The organism is Aquibium microcysteis (assembly GCF_014495845.1).
GTDB classification, from domain to species: Bacteria; Pseudomonadota; Alphaproteobacteria; order Rhizobiales; family Rhizobiaceae; genus Aquibium; species Aquibium microcysteis.
This window is the reverse complement of sequence record NZ_CP061080.1, coordinates 1358556-1375112: the sequence shown is the minus strand read 5'-3', so window position 1 is coordinate 1375112 and position 16557 is coordinate 1358556. Positions and strand designations below refer to the sequence as shown.

General features: G+C 68.3%; 14 protein-coding genes. 5 read left to right on the top strand and 9 right to left on the bottom strand.

Annotation, left to right across the window (positions count from 1 at the left end):
- The first annotated feature begins 115 nt into the window (after positions 1–115).
- The 5 genes from IAI54_RS06300 (at position 116) to IAI54_RS06280 (ending at position 4826) form a co-directional block, all read left to right on the top strand.
- A complete protein-coding gene (locus IAI54_RS06300; protein WP_420838296.1) occupies positions 116–1069 on the top strand; it encodes an ABC transporter permease in 954 nt (317 codons plus the stop codon).
- Complete coding sequence (locus tag IAI54_RS06295) at positions 1066–1818, top strand: ATP-binding cassette domain-containing protein (RefSeq protein ID WP_187971539.1); 753 nt, start codon at positions 1066–1068, stop codon at positions 1816–1818. The genes IAI54_RS06300 and IAI54_RS06295 overlap by 4 nt, the downstream gene beginning before the upstream one ends.
- 106 nt (positions 1819–1924) lie before the next feature.
- A complete protein-coding gene (locus IAI54_RS06290; protein ID WP_420838295.1) occupies positions 1925–2812 on the top strand; it encodes a sugar ABC transporter substrate-binding protein in 888 nt (295 codons plus the stop codon).
- A gap of 87 nt (positions 2813–2899) precedes the next feature.
- A complete protein-coding gene (locus IAI54_RS06285; RefSeq protein WP_187973045.1) occupies positions 2900–3910 on the top strand; it encodes a zinc-binding alcohol dehydrogenase family protein in 1011 nt (336 codons plus the stop codon).
- A gap of 7 nt (positions 3911–3917) precedes the next feature.
- Positions 3918–4826, top strand: coding sequence for an SMP-30/gluconolactonase/LRE family protein (locus IAI54_RS06280; RefSeq protein WP_187971537.1), 909 nt, complete (start codon positions 3918–3920; stop codon positions 4824–4826).
- A gap of 143 nt (positions 4827–4969) precedes the next feature.
- Here IAI54_RS06280 and hflX read toward each other — a convergent pair whose 3' ends face one another.
- The 9 genes from hflX to dusB all read right to left on the bottom strand — a co-directional run bounded on the left by hflX (position 4970) and on the right by dusB (position 16434).
- The gene (gene hflX / locus IAI54_RS06275) at positions 4970–6268 is read right to left on the bottom strand and encodes a GTPase HflX (protein WP_235679378.1); all 1299 of its coding nucleotides are present in this window, start codon (positions 6266–6268) and stop codon (positions 4970–4972) included.
- 90 nt (positions 6269–6358) lie between these two features.
- A complete protein-coding gene (gene hfq / locus IAI54_RS06270; RefSeq protein WP_187971535.1) occupies positions 6359–6607 on the bottom strand; it encodes an RNA chaperone Hfq in 249 nt (82 codons plus the stop codon).
- A 141-nt stretch (positions 6608–6748) separates the two neighbouring features.
- Complete coding sequence (locus tag IAI54_RS06265; RefSeq protein WP_187971534.1) at positions 6749–7609, bottom strand: D-amino-acid transaminase; 861 nt, start codon at positions 7607–7609, stop codon at positions 6749–6751.
- 53 nt (positions 7610–7662) lie between these two features.
- Positions 7663–9039 (bottom strand): Trk system potassium transporter TrkA, encoded by a 1377-nt coding sequence (gene trkA, locus IAI54_RS06260; RefSeq protein WP_187971533.1) that lies wholly within the window; start codon positions 9037–9039, stop codon positions 7663–7665.
- A gap of 22 nt (positions 9040–9061) precedes the next feature.
- Positions 9062–10423: a nitrogen assimilation response regulator NtrX gene (ntrX, locus tag IAI54_RS06255; RefSeq protein WP_187971532.1), complete on the bottom strand. Its 1362-nt coding sequence runs from the start codon at positions 10421–10423 to the stop codon at positions 9062–9064.
- Positions 10413–12749, bottom strand: a complete 2337-nt coding sequence (locus IAI54_RS06250) for a sensor histidine kinase NtrY-like (protein ID WP_187971531.1) — start codon at positions 12747–12749, stop codon at positions 10413–10415. Before IAI54_RS06250 ends, ntrX begins: the two co-directional genes overlap by 11 nt.
- A gap of 63 nt (positions 12750–12812) precedes the next feature.
- Positions 12813–14270: a nitrogen regulation protein NR(I) gene (gene ntrC, locus IAI54_RS06245; RefSeq protein ID WP_187971530.1), complete on the bottom strand. Its 1458-nt coding sequence runs from the start codon at positions 14268–14270 to the stop codon at positions 12813–12815.
- Positions 14267–15409, bottom strand: a complete 1143-nt coding sequence (locus tag IAI54_RS06240; protein WP_187971529.1) for a two-component system sensor histidine kinase NtrB — start codon at positions 15407–15409, stop codon at positions 14267–14269. Before IAI54_RS06240 ends, ntrC begins: the two co-directional genes overlap by 4 nt.
- Positions 15406–16434, bottom strand: a complete 1029-nt coding sequence (gene dusB / locus IAI54_RS06235; protein WP_187971528.1) for a tRNA dihydrouridine synthase DusB — start codon at positions 16432–16434, stop codon at positions 15406–15408. Before dusB ends, IAI54_RS06240 begins: the two co-directional genes overlap by 4 nt.
- Between the last annotated feature and the right edge of the window lie 123 nt (positions 16435–16557).

Below are 16557 nucleotides of genomic sequence, written 5' to 3'. Positions count from 1 at the left end.
TGGGAAGGATGCCTCCGTGGTCCAGGCGACCAAGCAGCCGGACATCGCGTCCGGCGCCGATGCGCAGCCGCGCCCGCGCCACGGCGCGCCGGCCGTCGCGTTCGGTCTGCGGCTGCTGAACGTCGGCCCGGTCCTCATTCTCGTCCTGCTGATCGCCGGCATCAGCCTGCTGACCCCGAACTTTCTCAAGCCGGGCAACATCGGCAACATTCTCGCCCAGACGGCGGTGATCGCCATCGTGGCGATCGGCCAGCATCTGGTGATCCTGACGCGGGGTATCGACCTCTCCGTCGGCGCCAATCTGGCGCTCGCCACGGTGGTCGGCGGCCTCGTCTACCGATGGGTGGACTCCTCCACGCTGGTCATTCTGGCGATGCTGGCGAGCGGCGTGCTGGTCGGCTTCGTCAACGGCGCCGTCTACGTGTTCGGCCGGCTGCCGCATCCCTTCATCATCACGCTGGCGACGCTCAGCATCTGCAAGGGCCTGGCGCTCGAACTCGCCGTCAACCACACGACCATGCGCGGCATGCCGGGGGCGGTGGCCGCTCTCGGGGAGACGTCGTCGCTCGGCGTTCCCAACTCGTTCTTCGTCGTCGTCGGCGTGGCCCTCGTCGTGCTGGTTCTCACCAAGGCGATGGTGTGGGGCCGCTGGACCTACGCCGTCGGCGGCAACCCGAAGGCGGCCGTCGAGATGGGCATCCCGGTCAAGTGGGTGCTGGTGGTCACCTACGTGATCGCCGGCCTCTGCGCCGGCATCGGCGCCGTGGTGCTCGCCGGGCGGACAGGCGCCGGCTCGCCGCTCTACGGCAACCTGCTGGAGCTCGACACCATCGCCGCCGTCATCATCGGCGGGGCGAGCTTCCTCGGCGGGCGCGGCCATCTCGGCCATGCGCTGGTCGGAGCGGTCATGATCGGCGTCATCCGCAACGCGCTCAACCTGCTCAACGTCGACGTGTTCTACCAGATGATCGCCATCGGGCTGATCATCGTGCTGGCGGTCGAGGCGGACGTGCTGCGCAACCATCTCGAGGCGCGCGCGCGGGTCAGCCAGGCGAGGGCCGCCCCATGAGCGCCCCGGTCCTCAGCGTCCGCGGCGCGCACAAGCGCTTCGGCGCGGTGCATGCCCTGAAGGGGGTGGGGCTCGACGCCTGGCGCGGCGAGGTGCTGGCGCTGCTCGGCGACAACGGCGCGGGCAAGTCGACGCTCGTGCGCTGCATCAGCGGCGTCCATGCGCTCGACGAGGGCGAGATCCTGCTCGACGGCGAAGCCGCCGCGATCGGCACGCCGGCACTCGCCCGCCTGGCGGGCATCGAGACCGTCTACCAGGACCTCGCGCTCTTCGACAATCTGACGCCGTCGCAGAATTTCTACTGCGGCCGCGAGATCAGCTGGCCGACCTGGCTGCCGCGCGCGCTGCGGTTTCTCGGCGCCAGGGCCATGGACCGCGAGGCGGCGGCCGTCATCGACCGGCTCAAGGTCCGTCTGCCCCGGTTCGACGCTCCGGTCGCGGTGATGTCGGGCGGGCAGCGGCAGGCCATCGCGGTGGCGCGCGCCACGGTCTTTGCCCGCAAGGTGGTGATCCTCGACGAGCCGACGGCGGCGCTCGGCCTGCGCGAATCGCGCAAGGTCCTCGACCTCGTGCGCCAGCTTCGCGACGAGGGGAACGCGGTGATCCTCATCACCCACAACATGGAACAGGTCATCGAACTGGCCGACCGGGCCGTGGTGCTGCGGCAGGGCCGCAAGGTCGGCGAGCTCAAGCCCGAGCGCGCGAACCAGCAGGAACTGGTGTCGCTGATCGTCGGCGCCGAGGGGTGACGGGAATTCGCCGCGCGCAAGCGTCGGCGGAGGGAGGATCGCTCAAGGGGAGCGATCGCGACAGGAGGAGGACCACGACGTGAGGTTCCGAACAGTGCTCGGCGGGGTGGCCATCGCCCTTGGCCTGGCCTTACCCGCAGCGGCAGCCGATGCCGTCAAGATCGGCTTCATCACCAAGTTCCCGGTGCCGTTCTTCGCCACCATGGAAAACGCGGCCAAGGACTATGCGGCCGCCAATCCGGGCGTCGAGATCATCTACGGCCAGGGCGCCTCGGCCACCGACATCGAGGGCCAGATCGGCCTCATCGAATCGATGGTCACCCAGGGGGTGCAGGGCATCGCCCTGACGCCGGTCGATCCGACCGTCGCGACCGCCCTCGACAAGGCGATCGCGGCGGGCGTGAAGGTCGTGCTGATGGACAACGACATTCCCGGCTGGAACGGCCGCACGGCGCTTGCGACCACCGACAACTACGCCGCCGGAAAGATCGCCGGCGAGTATCTCAAGTCGGTGCTCCAGGCGGGCGACACGATGGGCATCCTCGAGGGTGTGCCCGGCGTTCCGGCGCTCGACGATCGCGTCAACGGCATGATCGAGGGCCTCGGCGGGCTCGACGTGAAGATCGTCGGACGCGGAGCGACCGGCTGTACCGAAGAGCAGGGCATCAGCCTGGCGGAAGACATCCTCACGGCGAACCCCGACCTGAAGTCCATCTATGCGGCCTGCGGTCCTCCGGCGGCGGGTGCCGCGCAGGCGATCAAGAACGCCAACCTCGCCGGCAAGGTTCTGCTGGTCGGCTTCGACTTCTGCTGCGGCGAGGAAGAGGCGATCGCGGCCGGCATCGAGAACGCCACCGTCGCGCAGTTCCCCACCAGGATGGCATCGCTCGGCGTCGACGCGCTGGTCCGCGCGATCCGCGGCGAGACGGTCGGGTCGCTCATCGATTCGGGCGCGGCGCTGGTGACCAAGGCCAACATGGCCGAGTTCAAGTAAACCCGCGGGGCCGGCCACCGGCCGGCCCCGCCTGGCCTCCGCGGCGTGGCGCCGCGCATCGAGAGAAAGCCGCAAGCCGTGCAGTCCATGCAAGCCCTCGTCTGCCTCGAACCGGGCACGTTGCGGATCGAGCAGAGGCCGATCCCGGCGGCCGGTCCAGGCCATGTCCTCGTTCGTCCCCGGCGGGTCGGCGTCTGCGGCACCGATTACCACATCGTCGAGGGCAAGCACCCGTTCCTGCACTATCCACGCGTCATGGGGCACGAACTGGCCGTCGAAGCCGTCGAGGCCCCGGCCGGCTTGGGTATCAGCCCCGGGGAGATTTTCGCCGTCAATCCCTACATGTCGTGCGGTCGCTGCATCGCCTGCCGGCGCGGCAAGCCGAACTGCTGCGTTCGGGTCTCGGTGCTCGGCGTTCATGAGGACGGCGGCATGGCCGGCATGCTGGCGGTGCCGCCGGGCAATCTCGTGCGCGCCCCCGGGCTCACCCTCGATCAATGCGCCATGATCGAGTTCCTGGCCATCGGCGCGCATGCCGTGCGGCGCGGCGCGGTCTCGAAGGAGGACCGCGTACTGGTCGTGGGAGCCGGCCCGATCGGCCTCGGCGTGGCGATTTTCGCGCGGCTGTCGGGCGCATCGGTGGCCGTGCTCGACCAGGACGAGGCCCGGGCGAAAACTGCCGCGACCTTCGCCGCCGCCTCACCCTTCGTGGCCGATCCGGCCGGCCTCGCGGCCCTCCTCTCGCACACGGGCGAAGAAGGCTTCGACGTCGTCTTCGACGCGACGGGCAGCGCTCCTGCCATGCACAAGGGGTTCGACCACGTCGCCCATGGCGGGCGCTACGTGCTCGTCAGCGTGGTCAAGGATGCGATCAGCTTCATGGATCCGGACTTCCATCGCAAGGAACTGACGCTGCTGGGAAGCCGCAACGCGACGGCGCAGGATTTCGAACGGGTGATCTCCGCCATCGGCGACGATCCGGCGTCGTTCGACCGGCTGATCACCCACCGCACCGATCTTGCCGGTGCGGTGCGCGACATTCCCCTCTGGGCAACGCAGAAGACCGGGCTTATCAAGGCGATGATCGAGATCGGGTGAGGCGGACATGGCGGCCAGCGACTACGAGATCCACGACGCGCGCTTCGCCGGGATGATCTTCGAGAATGCCGGCATCGACGTGCTGTGGAGCGGCGGACGCTGGTGCGAGGGACCGACCTATTTTCCGGCCGGCCGCTACCTCGTCTGGTCGGACATTCCCAACGACCGCGTCCTGCGCTGGGACGAAGCGAGCGGGCACGTCGCCACCTTCGAGCAGCCATGCCGCAACCAGAACGGCCACACCCGGGACCGCCAGGGCCGGCTGGTCGCGTGCGAACACCGCAGCCGCAGCGTCACGCGCATCGAGCACGACGGCACGCGCACCGTCGTCGCCGACGGTTTCGGCGGCCGCAGACTGAACTCGCCGAACGACGTCATCGTCCGCTCGGACGATTCGATCTGGTTCACCGATCCGTCCTACGGCATCGACAGCGACTACGAAGGCGATGCCGCGCCGATGGAGCAGGATGGCCGGCACGTCTATCGCGTCGATCCGTCCGGCGCGCTGACGCGTGTCGTCAGCGACATGGTCCAGCCCAACGGCCTCGCCTTCTCGCCCGACGAGACGCTGCTCTACGTCACCGACACCGGCCGGACCCATGTCCCGGACTGCGCGCCCAGGATCAGGCAATACCGGGTGGCGGCGGACGGTCGGTCCGTCGCGGACGGGACGGACTTCGTGTTCTGCGACGCCGGTCTCTTCGACGGCCTGCGGGTCGATGCCGCCGGCAACGTCTGGTCCTCTGCCGGCGACGGGGTGCATTGCTTCGCGCCGGACGGCACCCTGCTCGGAAAGATCAGGACCGGCGAGCCCGTCGCGAACCTGTGCTTCGGCGGCCCGAAGCGCAACCGCCTGTTCCTCTGCGCGACGTCGACGCTGCTGTCGGTCTACGTGAACGCGCGCGGCGTCTCGTAGAGCGCTGCGGTCGGGCCCGACGCCTCCGCCCGGGCAGGTCTCGCCCGAACGGGGAAATTCGCGGACGGAGCGGACGCGGGCCGTCGGACGAATTGGCTACGGCATCGGGCTGACCGCGCGGCACGACCGCGCCACCGGACCCCTCACCTGCCGCCGGCGAGCCGCTCCTCGACCTCGTCCCGCATCGTCCGCGTCACGCGCAGCCTGAGTTCGGCGCTGCCGTCCTCGCGGTCCTCGCGGGAGAGCACGTCGGCATTGCGGTAGAGCCAGTCGATCAGCTTCATGCGGTCGGGCGTCAGGTGGACCGTCAACTCGGCGAGGTCGCCGGAGAGCCGGCCCTCCACATGGCGCAGCAAGGCGTCGATGCCCTCGCCGGTGATCGCCGAGACGACGATGGGCGCGGGTGCGCCGTCGGCGGCGCCGGACAGCACCAGCCGCTCGCGGGTGTCGGCGTCGAGCCGGTCGACCTTGTTCCAGACCTCGACCACCTTGCCGCCGGGCGAGGCCTCGACGCCGAGGTCGGCCAGGATGCGCTCGACGTCCTCCGCCTGCGCGGCCGTGTCGGGATCCGAAATGTCGCGCAGATGGATGACGAGGTCGGCCTCGACCACCTCTTCCAGCGTCGCGCGGAAGGCCGCCACCAGATGGGTCGGCAGGTCGGAGATGAAGCCCACCGTGTCGGACAGGATGACGATGGTGCCGTGTGGCAGCTTCACCCGGCGCAGCGTCGGGTCGAGCGTGGCGAACAGCATGTTTTCCGCCAGCACGTCCGCGCCGGTCAGCCGGTTGAACAGGGTCGACTTGCCGGCATTGGTGTAGCCGACGATCGCCACCACCGGAAACGGCACCTTCTTGCGCTTGGCGCGATGCAGTTCGCGGGTGCGCTTCACCGTCTCCAGTTCGCGCTTCAGCTTGGTGATCTTGTCCTGCAGGATGCGCCGGTCGGCCTCGATCTGCGTCTCGCCGGGGCCGCCGAGGAAGCCCGCGCCGCCGCGCTGCCGCTCGAGATGGGTCCAGCTGCGCACCAGCCGGCCCTTCTGGTAATTCAGATGCGCCAGTTCGACCTGCAGCGTGCCTTCCTTGGTGCGGGCGCGTTCGCCGAAGATCTCCAGGATGATGCCGGTGCGGTCGAGCACCTTGGCGTTCAGGCCCTTCTCGAGATTGCGCTGCTGCACCGGCGTCAGCGGATGGTCGACGACGACCAGCGCGGCGCCCGTCTCCTTGATCCTCTCGGCCAGTTCCTCGATCTTGCCGGTGCCGATCAGCGTCGCGGGACGCGGATCGTTGACGGTGACGATCTCGGTATGGACGGGCTGGAGGTCGATGGCACGCGCAAGCCCGACCGCCTCGTCGTGACGAGCCTCCGGCGACCGCGTCAGACGCGGCCGGCCGGTGTTCTCGTCATCGTCGCGGTGGAAGCGCGGCAGGACCGGAACGATGATGACGGCGCGCGTGGCGACGGGCTGCGGCTGGCCGTCGGCCTGCCGATCCTTCGCCCCCTGCTGGCGCCCGCCCGGGCTCGTTGCGTCCAATCAATTATCCCGGCCGGCATCCTCACCATCGAACATCTGAACCGGCTGGCTCGGCATGATGGTGGAGATGGCGTGCTTGTAGACGAGCTGCGAATGCCCGTCGCGGCGCAAAAGGACGCAGAAATTGTCGAAGGACGTGACAACTCCCGTCAGCTTGACGCCGTTGATCAGAAATATCGTGAGAGGGTTCTTGCTCTTCCGGACCGAGTTGAGAAACAGGTCCTGAAGGTTCTGCGATCGTTCCGCCATTTTTCTTGTCTTCCGCCGTTCCCCGAAACCGTGCACGACGGCGCCCAAACAACGACGCGCGATCCAAGCGCACGGAAATGACCCGCCTCCGGAACATGTGCGCGCTTTCGTGCGCAACATTCCCCTAGTCAGAAGCGGTTATCAGGCTTGGCATTTTTCCGCAATGTCAAAAAAAGCGCCGCGCAAGGAAAGCACGACGCTGCCCGGATGACTGTTGGCGATAGGCGCGCCGTCGATCTCCACCACGGGCATGGCGATCGTCGTGGCCGAGCTGATGAAGGCCTCGCGTGCGGCCTTCGCCTCGGCCACCGTGAAGCCGCGTTCCTCGATGGTCAGGCCGAGCGCGGCCGCCACCTCGAACATCGTCGTGCGGGTGATGCCGCGCAGGATGCCGTGCTCTGCCGGCCGCGTGACGAGGCGACCGTCGGCCGTCACGATCCAGGCGTTGGAGGACCCGCCCTCCTTCACCGTGCCGTCGGCGTCGACGAACCAGGCCTCCTGCGCGCCCGCCGCGCGGGCCGCCTCCTTGGCCAGCACGTTGGGCAGGAGGCCGACGGTCTTGATGTCGACGCGGTCCCAGCGGGTCTCGGGCACGGTGATCACCTTGATGCCGGTTTCCGCGCGCTTCTCGGCCCGGGCCGGATCGGCCTTGCGCGCCGTCACCACCAGCGCGGGCGCCACCGCCTGCGGGAACAGGAAATCGCGCGGCGCCACCCCGCGCGTCACCTGCAGATAGACCAGACCGTCGTGCACGCCGTTGCGACGCACCACCTCGCGGATCACCAGTTCGAGCGCGCGGCGGTGCATGGGCCAGGCCATCGACAGTTCGCGCAGCGAACGGTCGAGACGGTCGAGATGGCGCGTCATGTCGACGACGTAGCCCCGCTTCACCTCGCAGACCTCGTAGACGCCGTCGGCGAACTGGTAGCCGCGGTCCTCGACGTGCACGAAGGCATCGGCGTGGCGCAGGTAGCGGCCGTTGACATAGGTGATACGCGGCATGGGTTCCCCGCAGGCTGTCTGGCCGGAGCGCTGGCGCAGGCCGGCCGGGTTGATCAGAAGAATTCGAGACTGACCCGGAACATCTGCTCCACCTGGCGCACGGCCGTGTCCATGGCGAAGATGATGACGCGGTCCTTCGGGCGGATCAGCGTGGCGCCGCTCGGCTTGATGGCGGTGCCGTCGCGATAGATCATGCCGAGCCGCATGCCGTCGGGCAGGTTCAGGTCGCGCAGCGGCGAACCGACCAGCGGCGAGGTCTCCAGCGCCTCGGCCTCGATGATCTCGGCCGTGCCGCGCTGGACGCTGTGGACGGCGCGGATGCGGCCGCGGCGCACGTGCTGCAGCACGCGGCTGATCGTCACCGAGCGCGGGTTGACGTGGGCGTCGATGCCGAGCGTGCGGGTGAAGTCGTGATAGGTCGGGTTGTTGATCAGCGCCAGGTTCGACTTGCAGCCGAGCCGCTTGGCCATGACGCTCGACAGGATGTTCACCTGGTCGTTGTTGGTCAGCGCCACCATCAGGTCGGCGTCCTGGATGTCGGCCTCCAGCAGCAGCTTCTGGTCGAGCGCGCTGCCATGCAGCACCACCGTGCGGCGCAGCTTGTCGGCGATGGCGATGGCACGCTCGCGCGTGTCCTCGATGATCTTCACCTTGGTGCGCGACTGGCGCGCCTCCAGCGCCTTGGCGACGTAGAGCCCGATGTTGCCGCCGCCGCCGATGACGATGCGCAGCGCCTCGGTCTCCTCGTGGCCGAACAGGCCCAGCGTGCGGCGCACCTGGTCCTTGGTCGTTACGACATAGGCGAGATCGCCGGCCACGAGCTGGTCGGCCGAATGGGGAATGAACAGGCGGTTGTTGCGCCACACGCCGACCACCGTCGAGGGCAGGTCCGGGAACAGGTCGGAGAGCTGCGACAGCGGCGTGTTGATGACCGGGCATTCCTCCAGGCACTCGATCGCCACCATCGCCACCTTGTCGTCGGCGAATCGCACCACGTCGGTGGCGCCCGGGATGGCGATGCGGCGCAGCACCATCTCGCCCACCTCGATCTCGGGCGAGATGACCACGTCGATCGGCAGGTTCTCGCGCGAGAACAGGTTCTGGTAGTGCGGCTGGAGGTAGGACTGGGCGCGGATGCGGGCGATCTTGGTGGGGATGTTGAACAGCGAATGCGCCACCTGGCAGGCCGTCATGTTCACCTCGTCATAGAGGGTGACGGCGATGAACATGTCCGCCTGCTGCGCGCCGGCGAGTTCCAGCACGTCGGGATGGGCGCCGTGGCCGACGAAGCCGCGCACGTCGAGCTGGTCGCGGATGGTGCGGATCAGTTCCGGCGACGTGTCGATGACGGAGACGTCGTTCTGTTCCGCCGCCAGCCGCTCGGCGATGCCGTAGCCGACCTGGCCGGCGCCACAGATGATCACGCGCATGATGGACTCCGATCCGCCGCCGCTACACGCCGAGCGATTTCAGCTTCCTGTGCAGGGCGGATCGTTCCATACCAATGAACTCGGCCGTGCGCGAGATGTTGCCGCCGAAGCGATTGATCTGGGCGATCAGATATTCCTTCTCGAAGAGCTCGCGCGCCTCCCGCAGCGGCAGCGCCATGATGTGCTGGTCGGACTGGCTCGGCGCGCGCGGCATCACGTCGCCGATCTCGGCCGGCAGGAGGTCGGCGGTGATCGGCGAATCGACGTCGTCGCCGCGCGACAGAATCATCAGCCGCTCGACGTTGTTGCGAAGCTGGCGCACGTTGCCCGGCCAGTTGTGCGCCTGCAGCACCGCCAGCACGTCGTCGCCGATGCGCCGGTTCCTGATGCCCGACTGGCGCACGATCTGCTTCATGAAGTGGTCGACGAGGTAGGGAATGTCCTCGCGCCGCTCCGACAGCGGCGGCACCAGCACCGGCACCACGGCCAGCCGGTGGTAGAGGTCCTCGCGGAACCGGCCCTCGGCGATCATCGCCTCGAGGTTCTGGGCCGTGGACGAGATGATCCGCACGTCCACCTTCACGCGCTTGGCGCCGCCCACCCGCTCGAACTGCTGGTCGACGAGCACGCGCATGATCTTGTTCTGCGTCTCGCGCGGCATGTCGGCCACCTCGTCGAGATAGAGCGTGCCGCGATGGGCCTCCTCCAGCGCCCCGACCTTGCGCTCCGCGCCGTTGGGTTCGGTCCCGAACAGCTCGATCTCCATCCGGTCGGGCGTGATCGAGGCCGCGTTGATCGACACGAAGGGCCCGTCCCGGCGCGCCGAGACCGCATGGATGGCGCGCGCCGCCGATTCCTTGCCCGAGCCGGACGGACCGATGATCATCACCCGGCTGTTTGTCGGCGCGATGCGCTCGATGGCCTGGCGCAGGTGGTTCATCGCCGCGGAATTGCCGATCAGGTCGAAGGTGTCGGCGGTGCGCTTCTTCAGCTCCGTCACCTCGCGCTTCAGCTTGGAGATCTCCAGCGCCCGCTCGCAGATCAGGAGCAGCCGGTCGGCCTTGAACGGCTTCTCGATGAAGTCGTAGGCGCCGCGCCGGATCGCCGATACGGCGGTCTCGATGGTGCCGTGACCCGAGATCATCACCACCGGAACGTGCGGGTGGATGGTCTTGATCTCGTCCAGCAGCGCCAGGCCGTCCATGCGCGAACCCTGCAGCCAGATGTCGAGCAGGATCAGCCGCGGCACCCGGTCGGCGATCGCCGCCAGCGCGCTGTCGCTGTCGAAGGCCGTGCGGGTCTCGTGGCCCTCGTCGCTCAGGATGCCGGCGACGAGTTCGCGGATGTCCTCCTCATCGTCGACGACGAGAATGTCAGACGCCATGGTTCACCTGCTCTTCTTGCTTTTCTTGTTTCGTGGCTTCCGCGCCTGCAGACACGTCCTCCGCCGCCGTCGAGGGCAGGACGACGCGGATCATCGCACCGCGGCCACCGTAGAAGTCGGGCGGCGCGTCGTGAAGCTCGATGCGGCCGCCATGCTCCTCGACGATTTTCTTGACGATGGCGAGGCCGAGGCCCGTGCCCTTGGCACGGGTTGTCATGTAGGGCTCGAGCAGCCGCTGCCGGTTCTCCGCCGGCAGGCCCTTGCCGTTGTCCTTGATGTCGACGCTGATCCAGCCGCCGTCGCAATGCGCCTCGATCTCGATCACGCCGCGGACGTCGTCCGTCCGTTCGGCCGATTCGATCGCCTCGGCGGCATTCTTGATCAGGTTGCCGAAGGCCTGGCTCATCAGCCGGCTGTCGAAGCGTCCCTTGAGCGGCGTGGCCCCGAAGTCGCGGCGGAACTCGATCTCGGCCTTCGAGACCTCGACGAGGAACGAGGCCTCGCGCAGCGCCTCGCGCAGGTCCATCACTTCCAGCGTCGGCTTGGGCATGCGCGCGAAGGCGGAGAACTCGTCGACCATGCGGCCGATGTCGCCGACCTGGCGGATGATGGTGTCCGTGCACTGGTCGAAGACCTCGCGATCCTCGGTGATCACCTTGCCGTAGCGGCGGCGGATGCGCTCGGCCGAGAGCTGGATCGGCGTCAGCGGGTTCTTGATCTCGTGGGCGATGCGGCGGGCGACGTCCGCCCAGGCCGAGGAGCGCTGCGCCTGCACCAGATCGGTGATGTCGTCGATCGTCACCACGTAGGACGGCAGCTCGGCTTCGCCCTTCCCCTCCTCGATCGTCACCTGCACGTTGAAGGTGCGTTCCACGCCGCGGCGCGTGAAAACCACCTGCTCGCGGTAGACGGGGCGGTCCGACGAACGCGCGATCTCGAAGACGCGGCCGAAATGCGGCAGCACCGCCGAAAGCGTCTGGCCCTCCGACTGGTGCGCGTCGATCGACAGCATCGTCTCGGCCGAGCGGTTGACGATGGTGATCGCGCCGTCGGCGTCGACGCCGACGATGCCGGCGCTGACGCTGGCGAGCACCGCTTCGGAGAAGCGCCGCCGCTCGTCGATCTGGTCCTTCGCCGAGAGGATCTCGTTTCGCTGCGACTTCAGCTGCAGCAGCATCTTGTTGAACGTGTCCGACAGCGAGGCGACGTCGCCGTCGGAATTGCGCACCGGAACGGCGACGTCGAGGTTGCCGGTCGCCACCTCGTCGGCCGCGCCGATCAGCCGCCGGATCGGCCGCACCAGCCGGTCGGCCACCGCGATGCCGGTCCAGATCGCCGACAGCACGATGATCAGCGTCAGGCCGAGATAGATGACCGCGAAGGCGATCTGCACGGTCGTGCGGCTGCTCTCCAGATCCGTGTAGTCGTCGGCATTCACCTGCACGATCTGGCGCGCCCGGATCACCTCGGGATCGACGAGCCGCAGCGTGTAGAGATAGGCGTCCTCGATGTCGCGCAGGCGGATGATGGCGCCGACGATGTTGCGCGTGCGCGGCTCGATCAGGATCGGCGTCCCGTCCGCTGCATCGCGCAGAGCGCCCGGCGGCGGCGCGGGCAGCGGGAAGTCGGCCCGCGTCTCGGCCTGCATGATCACCGTGCCGTCGATCCGCACCAGGGCCGCATGGGCGAGCGCGCGGCCGACGGCCTGCTGGGTCAGCATCTGCTGGAAGCCGGTGCGGTCGAGGCCGTAGAGCGTCCTGCGCTGGTCCAGATCGATCGCCATCGACAGGCTGGTGCCCTGCAGATTGCGGGCGTTCTCCTGCACGTAGGCCTCGGCGATCGACAGCGATGAACTGACGATCGCCTTGGTCTTGAGTTCGAACCAGCGGTCGAGGCCGATGTCGAGGGTAATCGACGCCACGACGGCGATGATGATCGCCGGCACGGCCGCGATCGCCGAAAAGAGGCCCACGATGCGCACGTGCAGCCGCGAGGCCGCCTTGCCGCGCCGCCGCGCCTGGAAGATCTGGTGCACCTCGCGGCCGATCAGGAAGCAGAGCAGCAGGATGAGCGCGACGTTGATCGCGATCAGCCCCAGCATCACCTCGTTCGTCGGCGAGACGGGACCGAGTCCCACCAGAATGACGAAGGAGATGGCCGCGCACAGAAGGGCCGCGACGACGGCGACGACGCCCGGCAGGGCGGCGAGCCGCCGCCCCTCGTAGGGTGTCTCGGGCTCGCTCAGCCCCAGGCCGTCGAGAAGTTCCGTGCGTGCCGTCATTGCGTTGCGATTCGCCACCATGTCCGTTGCATGCTTGCAACGCATTGTGGCTATTCTGCAACAAAAACGCGACGGTACAAGCCTGCAGCCGTCGCGTCGGACCTTCGGTCAGGAGCCGCGGGAGGTGCGGTAGACGTTGACGCCGAGCTCGCGAATCTTCTTGCGCAGCGTGTTGCGGTTGAGGCCGAGAAGCTCGGCGGCACGGATCTGGTTGCCGCGCGTGGCGGTCATGGACGCGAGCACCAGCGGATACTCGACCTCGGCCAGGATGCGCTGGTAGAGGCCGGACGGCGGCAGGTCCTCGCCGAAGGAGGTGAAGTAGCGCTGGAGATAGTGCTCGACCGCCTGGCCGATGGTCAGGTTCTCCGGCACCAGCGAGTTCTCCGGCGACGAGGGCGAGCGTCCCGCCGTCTGCAGCTCGTTCTCGATCACTTCGGCCGAGATCTCGTCCTGCGGATAGAGCGCGGCCAGCCGGCGCACCAGGTTCTCCAGCTCGCGCACGTTGCCCGGCCAGGGATAGCGCTTCATGAGGTCGAGACCGGCCGTCGAGATACGCTTCGACTGAAGGCCCTCGGCCTCGCCGAGCTTGAAGAAGTGCCGCACGAGATCCGGCACGTCCTCGGCCCGCTCGCGCAGCGCAGGCAGCCGAAGCGGCACCACGTTGAGACGGTAGAACAGATCCTCCCGGAACAGGCCCTGGTTGATCAGCGTGCGCAGGTCCTTGTTGGTCGCCGCCACGATGCGCACGTCTGTGCGGATCGGCGTGCGGCCGCCCACGGTGGTGTATTCGCCCTGCTGCAGCACGCGCAGCAGCCGGGTCTGTGCCTCCATCGGCATGTCGCCGATCTCGTCGAGGAACAGCGTGCCGCCCTCGGCCTGCTCGAAACGGCCGCTCGACCGGTTCTGCGCGCCGGTGAAGGCGCCCTTCTCGTGGCCGAACAGTTCCGATTCGATCAGGTCGCGCGGGATGGCGGCCATGTTGATGGCGACGAAGGGGCCGTTGCGGCGGCGGCCGTACTCGTGCAGCGCCCGCGCCACGAGTTCCTTGCCGGTGCCCGATTCGCCCGAGATCATCACCGTCAGATCGGTCTGCATCATGCGCGCCAGCATGCGGTAGATGTCCTGCATGGCGGCGGAGCGGCCGACGAGCGGCATCGATTCCAGCTGTTCTTCGGTCCGATGCTCGACCGTCGGCTTCTTCGGCTCCGAGAGCGCCCGATTGACGATGTTGAGCAGTTCGGTCAGGTCGAAGGGCTTCGGCAGATATTCGTAGGCGCCCTTCTCCGAGGCGCGGATGGCCGTCATGAAGGTGTTCTGCGCACTCATCACGATGACGGGCAGCTGCGGCCGCGCCTTCTTGATGCGCGGCAGCATGTCGAAGGCGTTCTCGTCGGGCATCACCACGTCGGTGATGACGAGGTCCCCCTCGCCCGCCGCCACCCAGCGCCACAGCGTGGCGGCGTTGGAGGTGACGCGCACGTCGTGGCCGACGCGCGACAGGGCCTGGTTCAGAACGGTGCGGATCGCGGCGTCGTCGTCCGCGACCAGGATGCTGCCACGGTTCATCGATGGGCTCCTTCCAGTCCGCCGGCCGGCGCGGCGTAGTCTTCCTTCCAGGCGGGCATCAGGATGCGGAAGCTCGTGCCGCGCGGCGACGAATCGCACTCGATGACGCCGCCGTGCTCGCCGACGATCTTGGCGACCAGCGCCAGACCGAGGCCGGAGCCGTTCGGCTTGGTGGTGATGAAGGGATCGAACAGGATCGGCCGGATGTCCTCCGGCACGCCGCCGCCATTGTCGTGGACGATGAACTGCAGCGGCAGCGACACGCGGTCCTGCGTGCCTGGCACCGAGAGCCGGATGCCCGGGCGGAAGGCCGTGGACAGCGTGATCTCGCCGGACGGGTCGCCGGCGATGGCCTCCGCCGCGTTCTTCACGAGATTGAGGAAGACCTGCACGAGCTGGTCGCGGTTGGCATAGACCGGCGGCAGCGACGGGTCGTAATCCTCGATGATTCGGATGCCCTGCGCGAAGCCGTTGCGCGCGATCGCCTTCACGTGGTCGAGCACGACATGGATGTTGACCGGCATGCGGTCGATCGGTCGCTCGTCGGAAAACACCTCCATGCGGTCGACCAGCGAGACGATGCGGTCGGTCTCGTCCGTGATCAGCCGGGTCAGCGAGCGGTCCTCGTCGGAGACGACGCTCTCCAGCAGCTGGGCCGCACCGCGGATGCCCGACAGCGGGTTCTTGATCTCGTGCGCGAGCATGGCGGCAAGCCCGGTCACCGAGCGGGCGGCGCCGCGATGCGTCATCTGGCGGTCGATCTTGTCGGCCATCGAGCGCTCCTGCAGCATCACCACCACGGATCCGGGCAGTTCCGGCACCGGCGCGACGTAGATGTCCACCAGCTTGTCGGGGCCGAGCCGGGGCGAAGAGATGTCGACCCGGTATTCGTTGACCGGCGACTGCCGCTCCCGCACCTGGTCGATCAGGGTCAGCAACGGGCTGCCGAAGGGCACGAAGTGACCGATCGTGTTGCGCGACAGGATGACGGCGCTCGAGCGGAAGAACACTTCCGCATCGGCATTGGCATAGGTCAGGCGACCGTCGTGGTCGACCATGATGACCGGGTGTCGGATCGTGTTGAGCACGATCTGCGCCGGGTCGAAGGCCGGCGGCTTTGGCATTGGACTGGCGCTCATGCGGCTTTCCTCATCGCGTGGACGCCGGTCCCTTCGACCAGCGCCCCGCGCAGCTGTTGGATGACTGTCTTGGGATCGGTGGAGGTCATGACGGCGAGCCTCGCCGCGTCTCCGACCGCCGGGGCGTGGCGCTCCAGGTACCAGCCGAGATGCTTGCGCGCATGGCGCAGCCCGGGCTCCGCGCCGTAGAGCGACAGCATGTCCTCGTAGTGGGCGACGGCATAGTCGGCGAGCGCCTGTGGCGTCGCAGGCACGCCCGGCGCCGGCAGCCCGGCCGCTTCGGCGACGATGCCGCCCGCCGTCCAGGGCGCGCCGCAATGGGCGCGGCCGATCATGACGGCATCGGCACCCGACTGTTCCAGCGCCTCGACGGCGCCGGCCGCGTCGCGGATGTCGCCATTGACGACGACGGGAATCGCCACCGCCTGCTTCACCGCCGCGACCGCCCGCCAGTCGGCTTCGCCCTTGTAGAACTGGCAGCGCGTCCGGCCGTGCACCGTCACCATCGCCACGCCGGCCGCCTCGGCGCGCCGCGCGAGCTGGGGTGCGACCAGTTCGGTCTCGTCCCAGCCGAGCCGCATCTTGACGGTCACCGGCACGTCGACGGCTTCCACCACCGCCTCGATCAGCGACTGCGCCAGATCGAGGTCGCGCATCAGCGCCGAGCCGCAATAGCCGCCGGTCACCTTCTTGGCCGGGCAGCCCATGTTGATGTCGACGATGTCGGCCCCCTCGCCCGCCGCGATCCGCGCGCCCTCGGCCATCCAGCGCGCCTCGCGGCCGGCCAGCTGGACGACGTGGATCTGGTCGCCGGCGCGGCCGATGCGGCGCGCCGAATCCAGCCGTCCGCGCGCGAGCTCGCCGCTCGCCACCATTTCGGAGACCACCATGCCGGCGCCGTGTGCGAAGGCGCGGCTGCGGAACGCGCTGTCGGTGATGCCCGAGAGCGGCGCCAGGAAGACCCGGTTGCGAAGGACGGCACGGCCGACGGTAAGGGGGTCGGTCAGCCTGCGAAGGTCACACATGCACAAAAACCGCGCAGATACCTGCTTTGCTTATTCACTAGACATGTCCGACCGCGGTTGCAACGCATAAATCGGCGCCCGCGCGGCTGCTAGCACAAAAAGGCTGGCAACGGTTAAGCCGTC

Bases quoted from the DNA above. Each gene is read 5' to 3' on its own strand.
- trkA (WP_187971533.1), bottom strand. From the start codon at position 9,039: ATGCGCGTGATCATCTGTGGCGCCGGCCAGGTCGGCTACGGCATCGCC.
- dusB (WP_187971528.1), bottom strand. From the start codon at position 16,434: ATGTGTGACCTTCGCAGGCTGACCGACCCCCTTACCGTCGGCCGTGCC.
- ntrX (WP_187971532.1), bottom strand. From the start codon at position 10,423: ATGGCGTCTGACATTCTCGTCGTCGACGATGAGGAGGACATCCGCGAA.
- ntrC (WP_187971530.1), bottom strand. From the start codon at position 14,270: ATGAACCGTGGCAGCATCCTGGTCGCGGACGACGACGCCGCGATCCGC.
- IAI54_RS06265 (WP_187971534.1), bottom strand. From the start codon at position 7,609: ATGCCGCGTATCACCTATGTCAACGGCCGCTACCTGCGCCACGCCGAT.
- IAI54_RS06295 (WP_187971539.1), top strand. From the start codon at position 1,066: ATGAGCGCCCCGGTCCTCAGCGTCCGCGGCGCGCACAAGCGCTTCGGC.
- IAI54_RS06280 (WP_187971537.1), top strand. From the start codon at position 3,918: ATGGCGGCCAGCGACTACGAGATCCACGACGCGCGCTTCGCCGGGATG.
- IAI54_RS06285 (WP_187973045.1), top strand. From the start codon at position 2,900: ATGCAAGCCCTCGTCTGCCTCGAACCGGGCACGTTGCGGATCGAGCAG.
- IAI54_RS06250 (WP_187971531.1), bottom strand. From the start codon at position 12,749: ATGCGTTGCAAGCATGCAACGGACATGGTGGCGAATCGCAACGCAATG.
- IAI54_RS06240 (WP_187971529.1), bottom strand. From the start codon at position 15,409: ATGAGCGCCAGTCCAATGCCAAAGCCGCCGGCCTTCGACCCGGCGCAG.
- hfq (WP_187971535.1), bottom strand. From the start codon at position 6,607: ATGGCGGAACGATCGCAGAACCTTCAGGACCTGTTTCTCAACTCGGTC.